The following is a 20,950-nucleotide window of genomic DNA, read 5'->3' on the forward strand; positions in this document are numbered from 1 at the left end:
TGATACCTTATCATGGCAGTAAACGACACGCTGGAAGGCACTCATAAAATTATTGAAGAAGCCCGGGAACAGCAGAACCCACTTGCGCCTTCCGTAAACGACTTCAATCAAGAGCTGACAACTCTTAACCTGGGTCCTACCCACCCCGCTACTCACGGCATCTTCCAGAACATTCTGCAGATGGACGGGGAGCGGATTATCTCGGGGGTGCCTACTATCGGTTATATCCACCGCGCCTTCGAGAAGATTGCGGAGCGGCGCCCCTTCTATCAGATTACGCCTCTCACTGACCGGATGAACTATTGTTCGTCGCCCATCAACAACATGGGCTGGCACATGACGGTGGAGAAACTGCTCGGGGTAGAAGTACCCAAACGCGCTCAGTATATGCGCGTGATTCTGATGGAGCTAGCTCGCATTTCGGACCACCTGATTTGCAACGGTATCTTGGGGGTAGACACGGGAGCCTTCACTGGCTTCCTCTACCTGATGGATGAGCGGGAAAAGATCTATGAAATCTACGAGGAAGTAAGCGGTGCCCGCCTCACCACCAATATGGGCCGCGTGGGTGGTATGGAGCGCGACTTTACCGACGTAGCTATTCAGAAGCTGCGCAAGTGGCTAAAGGAGTTTCCGGCGGTTATGACCGAGTTCGAGAAGATGTTCAACCGCAACCGCATCTTTATGGACCGGGTGGTTGACGTAGGAGGCATTTCGGCAGAGCGGGCGTTGAACTACGGCTTCACGGGCCCCAACCTGCGGGCCGCGGGCGTCGATTACGACGTGCGAGTAATGAATCCGTATTCTAGCTACCAGGACTTCGAGTTTGAAATTCCTATTGGCACTAAGGGCGACACGTACGACCGGTTCATGGTGCGGAATGAGGAAATCTGGCAGAGCTTGCGCATTATCAACCAAGCACTCGAAAACCTACCGCAGGGCCCCTACCACGCCGATGCCCCCCACTACTACTTGCCGCCCAAGCAAGCCGTGTACAAAAACATGGAAGCTCTTATCTATCACTTCAAGATAGTGATGGGAGAAATAGAGGCTCCTGTGGGCGAAGTATACCACTCCGTGGAAGGTGGTAACGGTGAGCTAGGGTTTTACTTAGTGTCGGACGGCGGACGCACCCCGTACCGCCTGCACTTCCGTCGCCCCTGCTTTATCTACTACCAGGCCTACACCGAAATGGTAACCGGCCAAACGCTCTCCGACGCCATTGTGACGCTGTCGTCAATGAACGTAATTGCCGGTGAGCTAGACGCGTAGTTTTTTGCTGAATTTGACCGATATGGAGACGATTACCGTCAAGCCGCAATTTTCCGAAGCTGCCCAAGCTGAAATCAAACGTCTGCTCACTCACTACCCCGATGACCGTCGCAAGTCTGCGCTGTTGCCCGTGCTACACATTGCTCAAGCTGAGTTTGGTGGCTGGGTAAGTCCCGAGGTGCAAGATTTAGTAGCGGAAACGCTCGGATTGAAGCCCATTGAAGTGTACGAGGTTTCTTCCTTCTACACCATGTTCAACCTGAAGCCGGTGGGCAAGCACGTACTGGAAATTTGTCGTACTGGCCCATGCATGCTGCGTGGCTCCGACGAATTGACAGCGCATCTGGAGCGCATTACGGGCGCTAAAGTAGGTGGCCCTGCTTCTGCCGATGGGTTATTTACCCTAAAAGAGGTAGAGTGCCTAGCGGCCTGTGGTTTTGCTCCCATCGTGCAGGTGCGCGAGAAGTATTACGAGCGGCTTGATACGCCTGAGGCAGTAGATGCAATGCTCACGGAGCTACGCAACCAAGTGCACCGCCCAGCTTTACCATGGGAAGAAACTGGCCTCCCAAACGCACTGGCCAACAACTAACGTCTTTCAGCTTACCGCTCTGAACCTATGGGACGCAAACTGCTGACCGAACATATTAACGTTGAAGGCATTAATACCTTTGAGGTGTACCGCAAACATGGTGGTTACCGCTCGGTAGAGAAAGCGCTGAAAACAATGACCCCCGATGAGGTGGTGGAGGAAGTAAAGAAATCGGGCCTGCGGGGCCGAGGGGGTGCTGGCTTCCCTACTGGCATGAAGTGGAGCTTCTTGGCTAAGCCCGAAGGAGTACCACGCTACCTCGTCTGCAATGCAGATGAGTCAGAGCCAGGCACCTTCAAGGACCGACAGTTGATGTCAAAGCTCCCGCACTTACTCGTAGAAGGTATGATTACGAGTTCGTATGCTTTGGGTGCTAACACCTCGTACATCTACATTCGAGGCGAGCTTTTGTATGTGCTGCGTATCTTGGAGAAGGCCATTGCAGAAGCTTATGCAAACGGCTTCCTGGGTAAAAACATCCTAGGCTCTGGCTACGACCTCGATTTGCATGTGCATCCTGGTGGTGGTGCCTATATCTGTGGCGAAGAAACAGCCCTGCTGGAATCGTTAGAAGGCAAGCGAGGAAACCCGCGCAACAAGCCTCCATTTCCGGCGGTGCAAGGGCTATACGCCCGTCCTACAGTAGTAAACAATGTTGAGTCTATTGCGGCTGTTGTGCCCATTATCAACGAGGGCGGCGACGAATACGCTAAGCTTGGAGTGGGCAAGAGCACAGGTACCAAGCTTATTTCTGCTTGCGGCCACCTCAACAAGCCTGGCATCTACGAAATTGAGCTAGGGGTGCCCGTAGAAGAATTCATCTATTCTGATGAATACTGCGGCGGCATCTGGAAGGGCCGGGAACTGAAAGCGGTAGTAGCCGGGGGGTCGTCAGTACCCATACTGCCGAAAGAACTGATTCTGAAAACGGCAGCCGGTGAAAACCGTCTCATGACGTATGAGTCGCTTTCTGATGGAGGTTTCGTAACGGGTACTATGCTGGGTTCAGGTGGCTTCATTGCTATGGACGAAACCACTTGCATTGTGCGCAACACATGGAATTTCAGCCGCTTCTACCACCACGAGTCTTGCGGCCAATGTTCGCCCTGCCGTGAAGGCACCGGCTGGCTTGAAAAGGTGCTGCACCGTTTGGAGCATGGTCACGGTCATATGGAAGACATTGACTTACTCGTGAGTGTAGCCAAACAAATAGAGGGAAATACCATCTGCCCACTTGGAGAAGCAGCTGCGTGGCCCGTTGCGGCGGCCGTGCGCCACTTCCGCCACGAGTTTGAGTGGCACGTGACCAACGCCAAGGAAGCCGCGCAACCCGGTGCGGTGTACCGGGCCAATGGGGTACTGGTTTAATCATCTGACACTTGACTTTCTTCTTCCTTCCCGGAAGCTTTGAATAATGGCTAAAATAACTTTTGATGGCATCGAGGTAGAAGTTCCGGACGGAACTACCATCCTCAATGCAGCCCGCCAAATCGGTGGCAGCATTGTGCCCCCAGCCATGTGCTATTACACCCCGCTGAAGGGCTCAGGTGGCAAGTGCCGGGCCTGCTTGGTGCGCGTAGCCGCTGGCTCGGCCAAGGACCCGCGCCCCATGCCAAAGCTGGTAGCCTCGTGCGTAACCCCGGTGCAAGACGGAATGATAGTAGAAAATACTACGTCTGAGCAGGTACTAAACGTGCGCAAGGGCATCGTGGAGATGCTACTCATCAACCACCCCCTAGACTGCCCAGTGTGCGACCAGGCAGGCGAGTGTGACCTTCAGAACTTTGCGTTCGAGCATGGAGTAAGCACCACACGCTATCAGGAGGAGCGGCGTACCTTCGAGAAAATCGACATTGGCCCCCTGATTCAGCTGCATATGACGCGCTGTATCTTATGCTACCGTTGCGTATATACGGCCAACCAGATTACGGATAACCGCGTGCATGGCGTGCTGGGCCGCGGCGACGCAGCCGAAATTGGCACGTACATCGAGAACATTATTGATAATGACTTCTCTGGTAATGTCATTGACGTGTGCCCCGTGGGTGCTCTTACCGATAAAACGTTCCGGTTCAAGTCGCGGGTGTGGTTTACCAAGCCGGTAAATGCCCACCGCGACTGTCCTAAGTGCTCTGGCAACGTTGTGCTGTGGTATAAAGGCAAGGAAGTTCTACGCACTACAGCTCGTAAAGACCAATACGGCGAGGTGAAAGAGTGGATTTGCAACGAGTGCCGCTTTGAGAAGAAGGATACCTCAGACTGGACCATTGAGGGGCCAGCGCATATTGAGCGTTCTTCGGTTATCTCGGCCAACCACTACGAGCTACCAGTGCTAAACCAGTCGGTTGTGGCAGATTTGCCAGAAAGCACCCAGCGTGAGTTGGCCCAGAACCCTCCCTTGAAACTCGGTAGCTAATCCTTAGTGCTAGGCGGAGCTTGCTATCTAGCCTAGCGTCATACGCAACAGTCATTCATCGTCAGTAAGTACGCTGCTTTGAGTAGTTCTACCCAACAGACGTACCCTAGCTATCAACCACCCAATGATTGAACTACCCGCACTAGGCTGGCAATCCATCGTCATCTTCGTTGTCTTCGCACTGTCGTTGCTAATTGCGACATACTGCACGTACGCTGAACGTGTAATTGCTGCCTTCCTGCAAGACCGTGTAGGCCCCGACCGGGCCGGACCTTTCGGTTTATTACAGCCTCTGGCCGATGCTGTTAAGATGTTCACCAAGGAAGAGTTCTTTCCCGGTGGCGCCAACAAGGCCTTGTTCATCTTTGGGCCTTGCTTAGCTATGATTACGGCCCTTATGTCGTCGGCCGTAATTCCATTTGGTAATAACCTGAGCTTTGGCAATAATGCCTTCTTCCTGCAAGGAATTGAGGTGAACGTTGGGATGCTGTGGGTATTCGGCGTAGTGTCATTGGGCGTATACGGCGTAATGATCGGGGGCTGGGCGTCAAACAATAAGTTCTCCTTGCTGGGCGCTATCCGAGCTGCCTCCCAAAACATCAGCTACGAACTAGCCATGGGCATGTCCCTGATTGCCGTGCTGATGATATCGGAAACCCTGAGCTTACGCACTATCACCCTACAGCAGTCTGTAGCTGGCGAGTGGCATTTCTGGAATATTGTAAAGCAGCCTCTTGGCTTTATAATCTTCTGCGTGTGCGCCTTTGCTGAAACCAACCGCACGCCCTTCGACTTGCCAGAGTGCGAAACCGAACTAGTGGGCGGCTACCACACCGAGTACTCATCCATGAAGCTGGGGCTGTACCTATTCGCGGAGTACATCAATATTTTCGTGGCTTCGGCCGTGATGAGCGTGCTGTACTTCGGTGGCTTTAACTTTCCTTTCCAGTACGAGCTGCGAAGCTGGTTGGTAGAAAACCACGACTGGACCTTAGCAGCCGCCCAGAACCTGATTACAGTGCTGGGCACGGTAGGCCTGTTTCTGAAGATTTTTGCCTTCATTTTCTTCTTCATGTGGGTGCGCTGGACCTTGCCACGTTTCCGCTACGATCAACTCATGCGTCTGGGCTGGACTATTCTCATTCCTCTTGCGGTTGTGAATATCCTAATCACCGGCGGCCTCATCCTACTTGGGGTAATCAAGTAACCATCCCTCCTACCTCGCCTTTCCGGCCATAGAGCGCAAAGGCACCTGGTCTGACGATATGCAACTCACAAATAGAGCTAAGAAACTAGAAAAGAAGCCGATGACCTTGGCCGAGCGGGCCTACCTGCCGGCAATTTTCCAGGGCCTGAGCATCACGATGCGCCACTTCTTCATGAAGAAGGCTACCGTGCGATACCCCGAGGAAGTACGTCCATTCTCCCCCATTTTCCGTGGACTACACGTCCTGAAGCGCGACGAGCAAGGCCGGGAGCGGTGCACGGCTTGCGGTCTATGCGCTGTTGCCTGCCCAGCCGAAGCCATTACCATGGTTGCTGGCGAACGGAAGAAAGGTGAAGAAAGCTTATACCGGGAGGAGAAGTACGCTATCAGCTACGAGATCAACATGCTGCGCTGCATCTTCTGTGGGCTTTGCGAAGAAGCTTGCCCCAAAGCTGCGGTGTACCTGCAAGCCGACAAGATTGCGCCACCACGCTACGAGCGAGATGAGTTCATTTACGGCAAAGACCGCCTAGTTGAGCCCGTATCGCCCGATGCCCGCTCCATTCGTGGTATCCAACTGACACCTGAACAGGCCGACTCTTTACGCAGCAACTTAGCGCAGCAACCTGTATAGCCACAGCATCTGCCGTCTTGAGTGCTTCACTTAGCACGACAAAACCATTCCGTATGTCTCCTATCTTTCTCTTTTTGGCTTTTGTAGCGCTGCTAAGTGCGCTAGGTGTTGTCTTCGCTAAGAATCCAGTGCACAGCGTACTGTTTTTGATTCTGACATTCTTTGCCTTATCAGGACACTACCTGCTGCTCAATGCGCAGTTCTTGGCGGCCGTGAACATTATCGTGTATGCCGGGGCCATTATGGTGTTGTTCCTGTTCGTGATTATGTTCCTGAACCTGAACGTGGATACGGAGCCACATAAACCAGCCCTCGCCAAGATTGCGGCGGCCGTAGCTGGCGGATCGCTACTACTCATTCTGGTAGCCGCACTCAAAGATATTGCACCCACGGGTGCTCCTCAAGATGCCACTTTCGATTCTCAGATTGGTATGGTGGACCGCTTGGGCCTAGTGCTTTATCAGGACTACCTACTGCCTTTCGAGTTGGCTTCCGTACTGTTCCTCGTGGCCATGGTTGGTGCGGTAATGTTGGGCAAGCGCGAAGCAGGAGAGCGGAACTTCTAAAGAATACCCTTACTACCAACGCACGGAGCGGCAACTGAGCTATCAGTTGCCGCTCTTGTTTTTATGTATCACATTCTCTGGCAGCTAGACTACCTGAGCGCTTATTTGCCCTCGGCTAGTTATCTGTACTATTGCTTATTTTTATTTTATTTGAATAATACAAAATTATCTATAATTGTAATCACCAGTTTATCAGCAATATCCGGTAAAATTGCAGGTCTGCTATTAGACAATCATAGTTGCATTTAACTATGAAGAACAGCTCATATATCGTATATTTTTGTGAAAATTCTGCTTGCTCTGCTATTGAGCTTGCTCACCTTCCCAGCATGGGCCCAAACGGGAGTTTGGTCATCAAAAACTGCATCATATGATGCTGCAGTCCAAAAATTAATGAAGCGCTGGAAAATACCTGGCGCTTCGGTGGCTATTAGCAAGCAAGGAAAGCTAGTATATGCCCGGGGCTTCGGCTACTCCGACCTAGCCCGAAGCCAAGCCATGACGCCAGCTACCCTGATGCGGGTCGCTAGCGTTTCAAAACCGGTGACCTCCGTGGCTATTATGAAGCTAGTGGAAGATGGGCAGCTTACTTTACAACATAACGTATTTGGGCCAACAGGCTATCTGCAGGAACCGTACTACACAGATCTTATTACTGATCAGCGCATCTACACCATCACGGTGCGCCAATTGCTAGAACACACCGCAGGGTGGAATCGGGATGCTGGCGTGGATGGTTTCTCTAACTCTGACCCCATTGACTTTCCGCTGCACGTAGCCCAGGTAATGCAGGCCCCAAACCCCGTGGGCGACTCTACCTTAATTCGTTATTTACTAAGTAAGGAGTTGAACTTTGCGCCTGGTAGCCGTTTCGCTTATTCCAACATTGGCTATTTGATCCTAGGGAAGGTTATCGAGAAAGTAACTGGTCAGCGCTATGAAACGTGGGTGCGCAGCCACATCTTAGAGCCAGTCGGTATTCTGGAAGCACACTTAGGCCGCAATTTGCTAGCCGACAAACGGGAGAACGAATCGGAATATTCGTGCCCGCTCACGGGGGAATCGTGCTACGGTACGGGTAAACGGGTACCATATGCCTATGGCGGAGCCAACTTAGAGGCAATGAATGCCCATGGTGGCTGGCTATTTACCGCCCGCGATTTGGTGCGCTTTTTACTAGCTGTCGATGGACTTGCTACTACCCCCGACCTGCTGCTACCTGCTACCCTTGACACCATGACAACTCCCTCGGAGGCAACAAAGCGCTATGCTAAGGGATGGATGGTCAATAAACGCGGTGTGTGGTGGCATACGGGGTGCCTCAACGGCTCTACTAGCATTGTGGCGCGCACTGCCGATGGGTATACGTGGGCTATTTTGCTCAACTCCTGCCCTAACACAAACCGTTTCTGGAACGACGTGGAGGGCTTAGGATGGGATTGTCTTAATAGCACGGCCACATGGCCCACCTACAACCTACTGCCGCCGGAGCAAAATGCTTCTCTCTTGCGGCTCACGCACGACACTCCAAGATCAGCTACGCTCACATGGAAAAACGGAAATGGCACCCACCGCTTGGTAGTAGTAAGCGAGGGAGCACCAGTAACTCGTTTTCCCATTGAAGGGCGTGCTTACGCTGGCGGCCGCACTTTTGGCCACGGGGCTTCTCTGGGAGAAGGCACATACGTAGTAGCCGCCGGCCCTGATAGCGTAGTGCAAGTAACTGGATTGCAAGCTGGCCATACGTACTATGCCCGAGTGATGGAATATCGATTTGATGAACAGGTAGGAATGGCTCCGGTTTACACATTTGATGGGAACCCCGTTTTGCGCTTCCAGTTGCCCGCCGCGGCACCACTTGCGCGGAGTAAGCCCCGTTTGGGTACCCGTAATAAAATTACAGCTGGTAAAATTCGAACCAAGAAACCCGCAGGGTTACCTAAAGTCTCCCCTACCTCAACACCAGCCGCAGGTTCCCAAGCATCCTACTTAGGCCGCATTCGAGCCCTATTAGCCTGGCCAAAACAGTAAGCTCAGTGGAAAATAAAAAGCCTTGATAGAACCAAGGCTTTTTTCAGTTACATCAGTTAGAACGAGGCATTAGAAGATTCTTCCGGAGCCTTGCGTCGCATCCACGAAGGGCTGCAGGCACCCGCCATTTTCTGGCGAAACTTCTCTTGCTCTTCTGGGGTAAGAGAAGCCATTCGAGATTCCATTTTTTGCTTCCACTGACGGCGGTGCCGAGCCCAAGCGCTGCTGCGCCCCCCGCGCCCCCACCCTCCAAATAGAATACGGGACAGTACGAGCAAGCCTATAGTCTGCCAGAAAGTGATCTGCGGCCCTTGAAATAAGGCGGGTACAAGCCAATTCCACAGGTTCATGGTAAGGTAGCCGATGGCCACCACGAATAGGACGGCAAAGAGTATAAATTTCAGGCCGCGTAGCAGCCAAAAGGAAGATTTCATGCTGTTGAATTGCTGAAGGTGGTAAACCGGATGCGCGCGAGGGGGCTGGGTAGCACAGCCGCGCCTAATCCGTGAACAGCTCGTTGTACAGAATCTGCAAGCGCTTGCGTAGATGCTGCACAGCGTAGTGTTTGCGCGAAATCAGAGTCTTAAGCGGAACACCCGTTTCTTCCTCCATTTCGCGGAAGGTTTTTTCTTCCAACTCGTGCCAGATAAACACTTCGCGCTGGGCGGCGGGCAACTCAGCTAAGGCATCGGCTAGCGCTTCCATCAGGGTTTCGCGCAGCAGGCGATTCTCAGGAGCATCATCTGGGGCGGGCAAAATGTCGGCTAGCAATAAGGCGTTTTCGTCCCCGTCAGCCGCATAGGCAGCCATTTCATTTTCCAAAGACACCGTTTTTTTACGGCGATACAGGTCCGTGATTTTATTGCGAGCCACGCGGAACAGCCAGGCCGCAGCCTGTTCCACGGGCTTCAACACCCGGTAGCTTTCCACTAACTCGGCAAATACATCCTGCAGCACATCTTCCGCTTCTGCCGGATCGGGGATGCGGCGACGGATAAATTGCAGCAAGCGGCCGCGCTGCGCACGTACAGCCTCTTGTATCTGCTGATCCTGATAGCCAGCCGTCATGGGGTGCGGGGCGTGAAGCGTGAGGGGTAGCGTTTCCATTCTGCATAGGCAGACGGTAAAGCGTAAGAAATACTTTACGCGCTTCACAAATTCTTACCAAAGGCAAGTGCAGAGCCTCGGTTAGTAGCTGCTAACCAGGCTATATAGCGCGGAACGGGGCACTAGTTCATAAGCAGCCTACCAAGGCTACGTACTTCAACTAACAAATAACAGCAAACTATCTTCTGCGTTTTAGCTGAAGTGGTAGAGGAAGGTGATGATACCAGCGTAAGCTGGTTTGCGGCTACCTTCCACCTCCAGGGTTACTTCAATGCGCGCTTTGGCAATACCCCGCAGATCTTTTACCGACACCAACTTAGCTCGCAGGCGAACTTGGCTACCTACTACGACGGCTTGGTTGAAGCGCAGGCTCTCTATTTCGTAGTTCACCTGCATCTTCAGATTCTCAATCGTAACAATCTGATTCCAGAGGTAGGGCAGCAGTGCTACTGTGAGGTAGCCGTGCGCAATAGTAGCTCCAAAAGGCGACTCCGTCCGGGCACGTTCTGCATCCAGGTGAATCCATTGGAAGTCGAGCGTAGCCGCTGCAAACTGGTTGATTTGCTCCTGAGTAATGGTATGATAGGGCGATACGCCGAGCTCCTGTTCTTCGTACTGTTGTAGTTCAGCTAAGCTGCTAATGGTAAGGCTCATTCGAGAGTGGGTTGCGTGTGAGGGGACGAATGTACGGCAGATACCCGTTTGGGACGCAAATCAGGGCTTTTTTGCGGATTAGTAGCCGAGCTTTGAATGCTCTAGATAGGCGGTGATTTTTAATCAGATAAGAATCATTTAGCCGAGCTTACTACTGCGAAAAAAGCCCCATCTCGATTTCGCCCAGAAAGGGGGTAGAATTAGGGCCGGTGTTTCCGAATTTCAGCTAGCTTTGCCAGCTAGTAGTTCCTCACTCCCCCGTGAGTGAGGACGTCCTTTCGCCGTCAGCCTTCCCGCATGGACCAGAACATACCGCAGGTCATCCAAACGGTTCCTCTTCAGTATTACGTTTTTTTCGCCACCGCATTGTTCTCCATTGGTGTGCTAGGCGTGCTCACCCGACGTAATGCAATTATCATCTTTATGTGCGTAGAGCTAATGCTTAACGCTGTGAACGTGCTGCTGACGGCTTTTTCGGCGTATCGCGCTGATGCCAACGGACAAATATTTGTGTTTTTCATCATGGCTGTGGCTGCCGCCGAAGTAGCAGTAGGCCTAGCTATTATCGTGATGATATACCGCAACCTTCAGAATACCGATGTCAACCTGCTAAATCGACTGAAGTTCTGAGTTAGGTTTGGAAGGCCTCGGGCGCAGAAGAGTTGTATTGGTGCGTATCACTAGTACAGAACCCGACAGTTGCCCTTGGCCCTAAGCTCCCTAGGCCCCATCATATGCAAGAACAAGTAACGCAAGTAATTCCCGCTGCCGGCGCCCCGTACTCCACCTTTTTGTACGTGCTTATTCCGCTGCTGCCGTTTTTGGGCTTTCTTATTAATGGGTTGCTGAACCGACGCTTGTCGGGCACGGTAGCCGGTCTGATTGGGAGTGCGGCGGTGCTAGGCTCCTTCCTGATTTCGGTTATGCTGTTTGCCAACTTCCAGGCGCCCTACGTGGTTACGCTGTTCGACTGGATTTCGGTGGACTCCATGCAAATCCCCTTCTCCTACCAGATTGATCAGCTGAGCCTGATTATGCTGCTGCTGGTGACGGGCGTGGGTTTCCTGATTCACGTGTACAGTATCGGCTACATGCACCACGACGAGAATGTGGGCAAGTTTTTCAGCTTCTTGAACCTGTTTGTGTTCAGCATGCTGGTACTGGTACTGGGTGCCAACTTCGTTATTCTGTTTATTGGCTGGGAAGGCGTGGGGCTCTGTTCGTACCTGCTTATCGGCTTCTGGAACAAGAACACTAACTATAACAACGCTGCTAAGAAAGCATTCATCATCAACCGCGTTGGGGACTTAGGCTTCCTGCTCGGCATTTTCCTGATCTACCTCACCTTCAACTCGGTGCAGTTTGGCGAGGTATTTCAAAAGGCGGCACTAGGCCAATTCGGGCCGTATTCTGTGAGCGTAGTCACGGTCATTACGTTGCTGCTGTTTGTGGGTGCTACCGGTAAATCGGCTCAGTTGCCACTCTACACCTGGCTGCCCGACGCCATGGCCGGTCCTACTCCGGTTTCAGCTCTGATTCACGCTGCTACCATGGTTACGGCAGGCATCTACATGATTCTGCGGGCCAATGTGCTGTTTACCTTAGCCCCTGAAACGCTCGAAGTTATTGCCATCATCGGCGCAGCTACGGCCCTGTTTGCTGCTACCATTGGTTTGGCCCAAAATGATATCAAGAAGGTTCTGGCTTACTCTACCGTTTCGCAGTTGGGCTACATGTTCCTGGCCTTGGGCGTGATGGGCTACAGCACCAGCTTGTTCCATGTGTTGACTCACGCCTTCTTCAAGGCGCTGATGTTCCTGGGTGCAGGCTCCGTGATTCACGCCATGAGCAACGAGCAGGATATGCGCCGCATGGGCGGCCTGCGCAAGGCACTGCCCATCACCTTTATCACCTTCTTGATTGGCTGCTTGGCCATTGCGGGTATTCCGCCCTTCTCAGGCTTCTTCTCTAAAGACGAAATTCTGCTGCATGCCCATGAGCATAGCAAAGTGCTGTATGCAGTAGGCTTATTCACGGCTTTCCTGACGGCATTTTACATGTTCCGCCTGCTGTTCCTGACGTTCTTCGGCGAGTTCCGGGGTACGGAGGAGCAGAAACACCATCTGCACGAGTCGCCGGCTTCCATGACACTGCCACTTATTGTGCTGGCTATTCTGGCTGCTGTAGGAGGCTTCCTAAATGCTCCGCTAGTGTTGGGGCGCGGCTACCTCGCTGACTTTCTCGCCCCTTTATTCACTTACTCCCAGAAGATTAACCCGGCTGCTTTCGGGGCTGAGGTTGACCACGCCACCGAGTTTATGCTCATTGGTCTTTCGGTAGGAGCTGGCGTGCTAGGCATTATCCTAGCTTACGTGCAGTATGTAAGCCGCGGCGTACGTCCAGCAGAAGACGGTGAGTCGCGCGGCTTCCTGGAAAACCTGCTTTACCACAAGTACTACATTGATGAGCTGTACAACACCTTATTTGTGCGGCCCATTATGGGCCTCTCGAAAGGACTGTACCGCTTCGTGGAGAACGGCATCATTGACCCCATTGTGAACGGCTTTGGTCGCCTGACCATGGGTGGCGGCCAACTCCTGCGCTATGTACAGACTGGTTCCGTGGAAACCTACCTCATCTTAATGGTAGTGGGCATCGTGTTGGTGATGGCCCTGAACTTTGTGAAGTTTTAGCATATGCTTGGCGTCTTATTTTTAGCCGATGTTGAAACAAGTTTCTCCCTTTTTGGGGTCTTGGTTATCCTCACTGGCTATCTGATGCCTGCTATCTTCGGCCGCGACCAACAAAATGCCCGGGCTATATTTTTCATAAACCTGCTTTTGGGCTGGACTATCATTGGATGGCTTATTGCCCTTCATTTTGCGCTCAAATTGTCGCCTACTGATAAAGAAGCTATTGCCTCGCATCAATTACGGCGTCATCGGAATAACCTGATTAGCTAATGCTGACTGTCCTTCTCCTACTCTGGCCCGTGGCGGCCGCCCTGCTGCTGCACTTCTTCAAAGGCCGTGCGGCCCGGATTCCAGCGCTGGGCGCGGCTTTAGTTGAATTTGCGCTAGCAGCCTACGCGGCTATTTCATTCAGCGCTGACGCTACCGGGCAATTCTCGCTAAACCTACCGTGGATTAGCTCTGCTGGTATCAACTTCCACGTGGGAATGGACGGGCTGAGTTTGTCGCTGGTGTTGTTGACGGTTTTTCTGGTGCCCGTTATCTTGCTGAGCGCCTTTCGCCGCAACTTCGAAAACGAGTCGGTGTTTTATGCACTGGTGTTGTTTATGGAGACCGGACTGGTAGGCGTATTCACGGCTCAGGATGCTTTTCTCTTTTACTTCTTCTGGGAGGTAGCACTGATTCCAATTTACTTTCTGGCCGGCGTATGGGGCGGTGCCAACCGCGCCAAAGTCACATTTAAATTCTTCCTCTACACTATCGTTGGTTCGCTATTTATGCTGGCCGGCTTTGTGTACCTCTACTTCCAAACTGGTCCCACGGCGAATGGCCTTTCGGCACACAATTCCGAACTGCTTTCCTTCTATAATCTAAATCTGCCGGTTGCGACGCAAGTGTGGCTGTTTTGGCTGATTTTTGCAGCCTTTGCCGTGAAGATGCCCATCTTCCCCTTCCATACCTGGCAGCCGGATACCTACACCGAAGCACCGGCCCCGGCTACTATGCTTCTCTCGGGCATCATGCTGAAAATGGGCATTTACGGCTGCTTGCGTTGGCTGCTGCCGGTAGTGCCCCAAGGCACGGCATACTGGCAAAACCTAGTGCTGATTCTGGCCATCATTGGGATTATCTATGGTGCCATCATCGCCATTCGCCAGCAGGACGTGAAGCGGCTTATTGCCTACTCCTCCTTGTCTCACGTGGGACTGATGATAGCCGGCATTTTTTCCTTCACGGAGATGGGGATGCAGGGCGCTAGCATTCAGATGTTGGCCCACGGCGTAAACGTAGTAGCATGTTCTTCATTGCCGATGCCATTGAGCGCCGGACGGGCACCCGCCAGATTGACGACTTAGGAGGCCTTACCCGCCAGGCCCCTGTGCTGACGGTGTGCTTTCTAGTACTGCTACTGGGCACTGTTGCGCTGCCCCTTACCAATGGTTTCGTGGGCGAGTTCCTCTTGCTCGCCGGTGTGTATAAGTACAATGCTTGGATGGGTGCCGTAGCTGGCATCACCATCATTCTGAGCGCCGTGTACTTATTGCGCATGTTCCAGCGCGTGATGCTGGGCCCCGACTCGTCATTCACCGCTACCTTCACCGACCTGACGGGAAGTGAACTAGCCTTGCTGGTACCGCTTATTGTGCTGGTGTTCTGGATTGGGCTGTTTCCGAATACCTTCTTGCACTTGTCGAAAGACAGCGTGTTGAACATTCTGAACGAAGTAGTAATCCGCTAAACTGATAGTAGTCCATGGCCTTGAGCCGCGGCGGCTACATCCTACGCTAATGAATTCAATCATTCTACTTTCCGTTCTGGGCCTCGGCAATCTATTTCTAGGATTCCGCCGCTCCAACCGGCTCCTGCTGCCCGCGGCCATGCTCATCCTCGGCCTAGTGCTCACGGTGAATTTCATTGACTGGAACCAGGGCCCACAGTCGTTTTTCAACGATATGCTGGTCGTCGATAACTTCTCCATTGCCTTCACTGGCATTGTGCTACTGACGGCCTTGCTACTCATTCCCTTCTCAGAAAAATACGTCCTCGACGGCGAAGCAAGCCTAGCCGAATACTATTCGCTGCTGCTGTTTTCCTTGGTTGGAGCCATTATGCTGGTGAGCTATAACCACCTGCTGATGCTGTTCTTGGGTATCGAGACGCTGAGCATTGCCATGTATGTGCTGGCGGGGTCCGATAAGCGCAACTTGCGCTCCAACGAGGCGGCCCTCAAATACTTCCTAATGGGCGCATTTGCCACTGGCATCCTACTCTTTGGCATGGCCCTAGTGTACGGTGCTACCGGCACCTTCGTACTGCGCGACATCAGCTTTGCCGTGCAGAATCCTGTGAACGACTCTCTGAGGCCCATGCTCTACATCGGCATGCTGATGATGCTGATTGGCATTGGGTTTAAAGTATCGGCTGCTCCTTTCCATTTCTGGACTCCTGACGTGTACGAGGGTACCCCTACCTTCTTTACTGCGTTTATGAGCACGGTGGTAAAAACCGCCGGTTTTGCGGCCTTTCTCAAGCTGTTGGTGCAAGCATTTCCTGCGGCTTCGGCTCAGGGATTGTGGCTACCTACACTTACGGCCATGTGCGTGCTTACCTTACTTATTGGCAACGTGGGAGCAGTAGCCCAAACCAGCCTCAAGCGGATGCTGGCATACTCTAGCGTATCGCACGCGGGCTATTTGCTAATTGGCCTAGTGGCGTTCAATGGGCAGTTGGAGGGCGCGTCAGCTAACGGCATTTTCTTCTACTCCTTAGCTTATTCAATTGCTACTGTGGCCGCATTTGGGGTGCTGCAGTTGGTAGCCAACGCCCGCATGCGCGAAGACTACAATGGGCTGAATGGCTTAGCGAAAACAAATCCCTTGCTGGCTTTTGTGCTGACGATAGCCATGCTCTCGTTGGCCGGCATTCCCCTCACGGGTGGGTTCTTTGGTAAGTTCTTTGTGTTCTCAGCAGCAGTAGAGAATGGATACATTGGCTTGGTAGTGTTTGCAGTAGTCATGTCAATGGTAAGCATCTACTACTACCTCCGCCCCATCATTGCTATGTATATGCACGACACGGATGAAACCACTGCGGCCTTAGTGCCTGTATCAAGCTTCCAGTCGGCCGCACTTCTACTGTTGGCTCTGCTAACGGTAGTGCTAGGTGTACTACCCGGCTTGGTAAGCGGTATTCTATAGCCCGCACCATATATCAGCGCCAAAACAAACAGCGCGGCCCCTAAAAGGCCGCGCTGTTTGTTTTGGCATTTGACTGTACTCGTACTCTCCTAGTGCCCGGCCGCGGCGGCTTTCACTTCCCGCCGATACAATCGGTATGAATACCCATATATAAGCACCCAGTAAACCCACAGTCAGCACAGTTGTAGCTACAGGCGCAGACCATACCAGTGCTAACAAGGCGCTCAGCATGCCGATAGTAAAAAATAGCCACCCACCTAGCCGGTGCGTACGGGCCCAGATACGCGGAAACTCCAGTGCCCACGGCGTCTTGAAGCCCACAAAGTAGTTAGGTTGCACAGTGGTCAGGTAGTTGCCCAGGGCGGCAATGAACAGGCCCACCAGCACCAGCAAGGCCCGGCTAAACTGCACACCGGGGTGCAAAGCCGTATATAGGCTAAATAGGCTTATGCAACTCATTAGCGCAACCAATGCCAGCTGTAACTTCTGGTAGTTGACGGTGCCATCATTCAGTTGCTGCTTGGGGTCCAGTTGGGGTAAGAAGCGCATCAGCAAGTAGGTACCTAGCGGTAATGCAAGGCAGAGCACCCACATGTTCTTCTTTGCCGTGAAACCATCAGCCTCCCCATCGATGCCGAAATGAGTAGGAATCTGAGCGGGCAACGCCGACCACGTACACGCTAAATACACAGTTGGTAGTACTACGGCCAGCAAAGTGAGTACATTCCAGATAGTGAGTTTCGGTTTCATGGCTTGGATTCATTAGTGGGTTTAAACTGTAGTAACCAGCTTAGTAGCTCGTCCACCACCGTCATATTCAGTGTATAGGTTACAAATTGTCCCTGCTTGTCGCTGGTCACCAACTCAGCTTGCCGGAGCAGGTCGAGGTGGTGGCTGATTGTAGGCCTAGAAAACTGGAAGTAGTCGGCTATTTCCCCGGCAGTGCGTGGCTGTTCCCGCAGCAATTCTAGAATAGCCCGGCGCGTGGGGTCATTTAGTGCCTTAAATAGAGCGTTCAAGACTGATTAGTTATTTAGACAAATATCTAAATAACTTTCCCATTGTTAACATTCAGCTTCCAATATATTTTGGGTTGTTGCGGCTCGAAAAGCGCAACGGCCTGCGCAGTCAAACTACGCAGGCCGTTGTGAATTATTTTCTCCTTCACCTACCTTACTGCTATTTTGGCAAGGGCAGTGTCTAGTGCCTTACGCTCCAATGACAGCGGGCCGCAGCTTAGTTCAGCAAGACGTTCGGGGGCTTTAATTTACCTCAATCATGGCTTTAATAACGCCAGTAGCAGGGTTGAGCCAACTGCTGAATTCCGACTGTACCTGTTCAAACGGCACGCGATGAGTGATGTATGTGGTGGGTCTTACCAAGCCGGCTTTCATGGAGGTAATAACGTGCTCGAAATCTTCGCGCGTGGCATTGCGGCTGCTCATCAGTGTAGCTTCGCGCTTATGAAATTCCGGATGCGAGAAATTCAACTCGCCTTTTTGCAAACCTACTAGCACGTAGCGGCCACCATGCGCCAGGTAGTGAAACCCTTGGTTGATGGCCTTTAAGCTGCCAGTAGCATCAATAACCACGGTAGGCATGTCGCCGCCAGTTATGGCCCGCAGCTGCTCGGCTACATCGGGGGCGGTGGCTTGCACGGTATGCGCCACGTGCAGATGCTCCCGGCAGAAGGCGAGGCGCTGTTCGTTAATATCGAGGGCAATGACCTGCCCCCCCGCAATGCGCGCAAACTCCATAATGCCCAGCCCAATAGGCCCAGCCCCTACTACCAGCACAAACTCACCGGGTTGCACACCCGCGCGGCGTACGCCGTGGGCGCCAATGGCCAATGGTTCTACTAAGGCCAGTTCGTCGGGGCTCAGGCCTTGGCCAGCTACCAGGGCGCTGGTCGGCACTACCAGATACTCGCCCATGCCGCCGTCGCTGTGCACGCCACACACGTTGATGTGGGTGCAGCAGTTGGGGCGGCCGGCACGGCAAGCTACGCAAGTGCCACAGCTGAAATAGGGAATAAAAGTAACGGCCTCCCCCACAGGAAAGCCGGACACCGGCGTTACAAGCTCTCCCGCCAACTCGTGGCCAAGTACGCGCGGGTACGCAAAAAAGGGCTGGGTACCTTCGTAGGCGTGCAAATCGGTGCCGCAGATACCAATACGCCGAATGCGCAATAAGGCTTGCCCTTGGGCCGGCACGGGCGGCGTGCGATGCTCGTAGCGGAACTGGCCGGGCTCAACACATACCAACGTATTCATAGGAAAAGACTTCTTAAAGCTGATAGAATGCCGCAGCGTTGCCGCCCCAAAAAAGCGCCTGCTCGGCCGCAGAAAAGGTAGTGAGGTGGTGCTGCGCTAGCTCCACCACGCTCCGTAGCCACCTGCCACCTGGCACACTGGCCAGTCGGAGCCAAACAGAAGACGACGAGGCCCAAAGACTTCGAATACGACGTCGAGGTAGGGCCGAAAATCCTGGGGCTGCCACTGCTGCCAGTCGGCCTCCGTCACCATACCTGACACTTTACAGCTCACGTTCTCGTGTTGAGCCAAGGCCCGCAGATCAGCGGCCCAGGTGCCTACCTCCCCCGCTTTAATGGGCGGTTTGGCAATGTGGTCGAGCACAAAGCGTTGCTGGGGGAAAGCGGCTACCAACTCCGTTGCGTACCGGAGCTGGTCGGGAAAAACCAGTAAATCGTAGGTGTAGCCGTGGCGTTCCAGCGCAGCAATGCCCCGCCGAAAGGCTGGCGTAAGCATAAGGGCGCGGTCGGCCTCGCCTTGCAGCACGTGGCGGAAGCTTTCAGCTTTGGAAACTGCTGGTAGTAGGCCAACCGCTCCGCCACAGCAGCGGCCTGCAAATCTACCCAACCTACTACGCCTTTAATGAATTCATACTGATCGGCTTGGCGTAGCTGAAAGTCATTTTCAGCTTCCGACTGATCGGATTGCACCACCACGCTTCCGGCAAAGCCATGCTGACGGAGCAAGGGTGCTAGGTCGGGCGGGAGAAAGTCGCGCTGAATAGCGGCCATGGGCTCGTCAATCCAAGCGTCGCGTACCGGGTTATACTGCCAGAAGTGCTGGTGGGCATCAATTTTCAGCAGTGCTGATGGTTCGTGGGTCATGGCTTAGTGCGCGGCTACCAGCGTAATTTTCTTTACGCTGCTATTTTTAAGGGCAAAGTAGAACACGACCAGAAAGCAGAGGGCCGGCACGATGTAGGCCACCTGAATGCTGGTCATATCAGACACGCGGCCCATAATGACGGGGAATACTGCCCCACCTACAATAGCCATAATCACCAAGGATGAGCCTTCCTTAGTTTTGGCGCCCAGCCCACGTATGCTCAGTGAGAAGATGGTAGGAAACATGATGGACATGAAAAACTCTACCGCCAGCAGCGCATACACCGACAGCTTGCCAGGCAGAACTACGGCCAACAGCACCAGAAAAAAGTTGAGCAAGCTATACAAAGCCAGCAGCCGCGACGCGGCCACGTAGCGCATCAGCAGAGTGCCAATGAAGCGCCCTACCATGAAGCCTAGCAGCGCGCCGGCCAGATACAAGGCGGCCTGCTTCTCCCCAATGCCGGCCACGCGGCCCGCAAACCGGATAAAGAAGCTACTCACGCACACTTGCGCGCCCACGTAGAAAAACTGCGCCAACACCCCTAGCAGCAGGTTTTTCTCCTGGAGAATAGAGCGCCCCTCCTCCCCGGCTGTGTCGGTTTCAATGATGTCGGGCAGGCGGGTGAAGTAGAGCAGCACGGCTACCAGCAACACTACCCCTCCAATGAGTAGGTAAGGCACCTGCACCGCGGCGGCTTCCGCATCTAGATATGCGGTCAGCTGGGGGGCCGTCATGCTGGCTTCCTGCTGGGCCGTCAGGGTCTTGCCCGATAAGATGAACAACCCACCCAGAAACGGCGCCAGCGTGGAGGCCAGCCCGTTGAAAGACTGCGCGAAGTTGATGCGCTGGGTGGCACCGCTCGGGTCGCCTAGCACGGTGATGTAGGGATTAGCAGCCGTTTCCAGGAAGGTGAGGCCACAGGCAATAACGAATAGGCACTCAGGAAGAACACGTAGGAGCGGGCCGCCGCTGCGGGGTAAAATAGAAAAGCTCCCAACGCGAATAACAGTAGCCCTACCAAAATACCACCCTTGTAGCCGTAGCGCTTCATAAACTGCCCGGCTGGAAGAGCCAGCAGAAAATAGGCGACGTAGGAAGCCGAGTCAATAAACGCCGACTGTGCATCCGTCAGCTGACAGGCTTTCTTGAGGTGAGGAATAAGAATGGGGTTCAGGTTGAGCGCAAAGCCCCAGAGAAAAAACAGGGACGTAATCAGGCCAACGGCAAAGACGCTTTTGCGGGTACTCATGGGCGGGAGGTGTAGGGGGAGCGGAAAGTGCGTAGTAACAGTACCAAGCTGGCTACTGGCCTTGTTCTAGGGTAGGTAAGGATCAGCAGGTTTGCCGTAGAGCTTGGCGGACTCTTTGCAAAGCCACCACAGCTTGGGGGCAGTTCTCAGGAGTTTTCCCAAGTTTCGCTCATCACAGGTTGCAGAATTTGT

At 53.3% G+C, this 20,950-nt stretch carries 20 protein-coding genes and 2 pseudogenes; 13 read left to right on the forward strand and 9 right to left on the reverse strand.

Going from position 1 to position 20,950, the window contains the following annotated elements; translation table 11 throughout:
• The first annotated feature begins 12 nt into the window (after positions 1-12).
• The 8 genes from VI25_RS01540 (at position 13) to VI25_RS01575 (ending at position 8,718) form a co-directional block, all read left to right on the forward strand.
• The gene (locus tag VI25_RS01540; protein ID WP_089333631.1) at positions 13-1,272 is read left to right on the forward strand and encodes an NADH-quinone oxidoreductase subunit D; all 1,260 of its coding nucleotides are present in this window, start codon (positions 13-15) and stop codon (positions 1,270-1,272) included.
• A gap of 22 nt (positions 1,273-1,294) precedes the next feature.
• Positions 1,295-1,864 carry a complex I 24 kDa subunit family protein gene (gene nuoE, locus VI25_RS01545; protein WP_045687916.1) on the forward strand — a complete coding sequence of 190 codons (570 nt, stop codon included), beginning with the start codon at positions 1,295-1,297 and terminating at the stop codon, positions 1,862-1,864.
• A 27-nt stretch (positions 1,865-1,891) separates the two neighbouring features.
• A complete protein-coding gene (nuoF, locus tag VI25_RS01550; RefSeq protein ID WP_045687917.1) occupies positions 1,892-3,232 on the forward strand; it encodes an NADH-quinone oxidoreductase subunit NuoF in 1,341 nt (446 codons plus the stop codon).
• 46 nt (positions 3,233-3,278) lie between these two features.
• Complete coding sequence (locus tag VI25_RS01555; protein ID WP_045687918.1) at positions 3,279-4,280, forward strand: 2Fe-2S iron-sulfur cluster-binding protein; 1,002 nt, start codon at positions 3,279-3,281, stop codon at positions 4,278-4,280.
• Between the two features lie 127 nt (positions 4,281-4,407).
• A complete protein-coding gene (gene nuoH / locus VI25_RS01560; RefSeq protein ID WP_045687945.1) occupies positions 4,408-5,487 on the forward strand; it encodes an NADH-quinone oxidoreductase subunit NuoH in 1,080 nt (359 codons plus the stop codon).
• Between the two features lie 58 nt (positions 5,488-5,545).
• On the forward strand, positions 5,546-6,121 hold the full coding sequence (locus VI25_RS01565; protein WP_045687919.1) for a NuoI/complex I 23 kDa subunit family protein: 576 nt from the start codon (positions 5,546-5,548) through the stop codon (positions 6,119-6,121).
• A gap of 53 nt (positions 6,122-6,174) precedes the next feature.
• Complete coding sequence (locus tag VI25_RS01570; protein ID WP_045687920.1) at positions 6,175-6,687, forward strand: NADH-quinone oxidoreductase subunit J; 513 nt, start codon at positions 6,175-6,177, stop codon at positions 6,685-6,687.
• Between the two features lie 282 nt (positions 6,688-6,969).
• Positions 6,970-8,718 carry a serine hydrolase domain-containing protein gene (locus tag VI25_RS01575; protein WP_262489900.1) on the forward strand — a complete coding sequence of 583 codons (1,749 nt, stop codon included), beginning with the start codon at positions 6,970-6,972 and terminating at the stop codon, positions 8,716-8,718.
• A gap of 56 nt (positions 8,719-8,774) precedes the next feature.
• Here VI25_RS01575 and VI25_RS01580 read toward each other — a convergent pair whose 3' ends face one another.
• The 3 genes from VI25_RS01580 to VI25_RS01590 all read right to left on the reverse strand — a co-directional run bounded on the left by VI25_RS01580 (position 8,775) and on the right by VI25_RS01590 (position 10,479).
• Positions 8,775-9,152 carry a hypothetical protein gene (locus VI25_RS01580; RefSeq protein ID WP_045687921.1) on the reverse strand — a complete coding sequence of 126 codons (378 nt, stop codon included), beginning with the start codon at positions 9,150-9,152 and terminating at the stop codon, positions 8,775-8,777.
• 64 nt (positions 9,153-9,216) lie between these two features.
• Positions 9,217-9,825: an RNA polymerase sigma factor gene (locus tag VI25_RS01585; RefSeq protein ID WP_201783252.1), complete on the reverse strand. Its 609-nt coding sequence runs from the start codon at positions 9,823-9,825 to the stop codon at positions 9,217-9,219.
• 192 nt (positions 9,826-10,017) lie between these two features.
• Positions 10,018-10,479, reverse strand: a complete 462-nt coding sequence (locus VI25_RS01590) for a MaoC family dehydratase (RefSeq protein WP_045687922.1) — start codon at positions 10,477-10,479, stop codon at positions 10,018-10,020.
• Between the two features lie 297 nt (positions 10,480-10,776).
• On the opposite strand from VI25_RS01590, the gene nuoK reads away from it, so the two are divergent.
• The 5 genes and pseudogenes from nuoK to VI25_RS01615 all read left to right on the forward strand — a co-directional run bounded on the left by nuoK (position 10,777) and on the right by VI25_RS01615 (position 16,369).
• Positions 10,777-11,109: an NADH-quinone oxidoreductase subunit NuoK gene (gene nuoK / locus VI25_RS01595; RefSeq protein ID WP_045687923.1), complete on the forward strand. Its 333-nt coding sequence runs from the start codon at positions 10,777-10,779 to the stop codon at positions 11,107-11,109.
• A 104-nt stretch (positions 11,110-11,213) separates the two neighbouring features.
• Complete coding sequence (gene nuoL / locus VI25_RS01600) at positions 11,214-13,172, forward strand: NADH-quinone oxidoreductase subunit L (protein ID WP_045687924.1); 1,959 nt, start codon at positions 11,214-11,216, stop codon at positions 13,170-13,172.
• 3 nt (positions 13,173-13,175) lie between these two features.
• Positions 13,176-13,442, forward strand: a complete 267-nt coding sequence (locus VI25_RS01605; RefSeq protein WP_052695099.1) for a superinfection immunity protein — start codon at positions 13,176-13,178, stop codon at positions 13,440-13,442.
• Positions 13,442-14,910 (forward strand): annotated as a pseudogene (locus VI25_RS01610) (complex I subunit 4 family protein). Before VI25_RS01605 ends, VI25_RS01610 begins: the two are co-directional and overlap by 1 nt.
• 49 nt (positions 14,911-14,959) lie before the next feature.
• A complete protein-coding gene (locus VI25_RS01615) occupies positions 14,960-16,369 on the forward strand; it encodes an NADH-quinone oxidoreductase subunit N (protein ID WP_045687925.1) in 1,410 nt (469 codons plus the stop codon).
• Here the strand turns inward: VI25_RS01615 and VI25_RS01620 are convergent.
• From VI25_RS01620 to fucP, 6 genes and pseudogenes are all read right to left on the reverse strand, one after another.
• The gene (locus VI25_RS01620) at positions 16,364-17,119 is read right to left on the reverse strand and encodes an SdpI family protein (protein WP_052695100.1); all 756 of its coding nucleotides are present in this window, start codon (positions 17,117-17,119) and stop codon (positions 16,364-16,366) included. The two genes, VI25_RS01615 and VI25_RS01620, sit on opposite strands and share 6 nt — an antisense overlap.
• Complete coding sequence (locus VI25_RS01625; protein WP_045687926.1) at positions 17,116-17,388, reverse strand: autorepressor SdpR family transcription factor; 273 nt, start codon at positions 17,386-17,388, stop codon at positions 17,116-17,118. The genes VI25_RS01620 and VI25_RS01625 overlap by 4 nt, the downstream gene beginning before the upstream one ends.
• Before the next feature lie 243 nt (positions 17,389-17,631).
• A complete protein-coding gene (locus VI25_RS01630; protein ID WP_055562198.1) occupies positions 17,632-18,642 on the reverse strand; it encodes a zinc-binding alcohol dehydrogenase family protein in 1,011 nt (336 codons plus the stop codon).
• A gap of 96 nt (positions 18,643-18,738) precedes the next feature.
• Positions 18,739-19,137 carry an amidohydrolase family protein gene (locus tag VI25_RS28175; RefSeq protein WP_316934221.1) on the reverse strand — a complete coding sequence of 133 codons (399 nt, stop codon included), beginning with the start codon at positions 19,135-19,137 and terminating at the stop codon, positions 18,739-18,741.
• Positions 19,029-19,505, reverse strand: coding sequence for an amidohydrolase family protein (locus VI25_RS28180; RefSeq protein WP_316934222.1), 477 nt, complete (start codon positions 19,503-19,505; stop codon positions 19,029-19,031). Before VI25_RS28180 ends, VI25_RS28175 begins: the two co-directional genes overlap by 109 nt.
• A gap of 3 nt (positions 19,506-19,508) precedes the next feature.
• Positions 19,509-20,758, reverse strand: a pseudogene (gene fucP / locus VI25_RS01640) (L-fucose:H+ symporter permease).
• Positions 20,759-20,950: the final 192 nt, after the last annotated feature.

The organism is Hymenobacter sp. AT01-02 (genome assembly GCF_000961955.2).
GTDB lineage: Bacteria > Bacteroidota > Bacteroidia > Cytophagales > Hymenobacteraceae > Hymenobacter > Hymenobacter mucosus.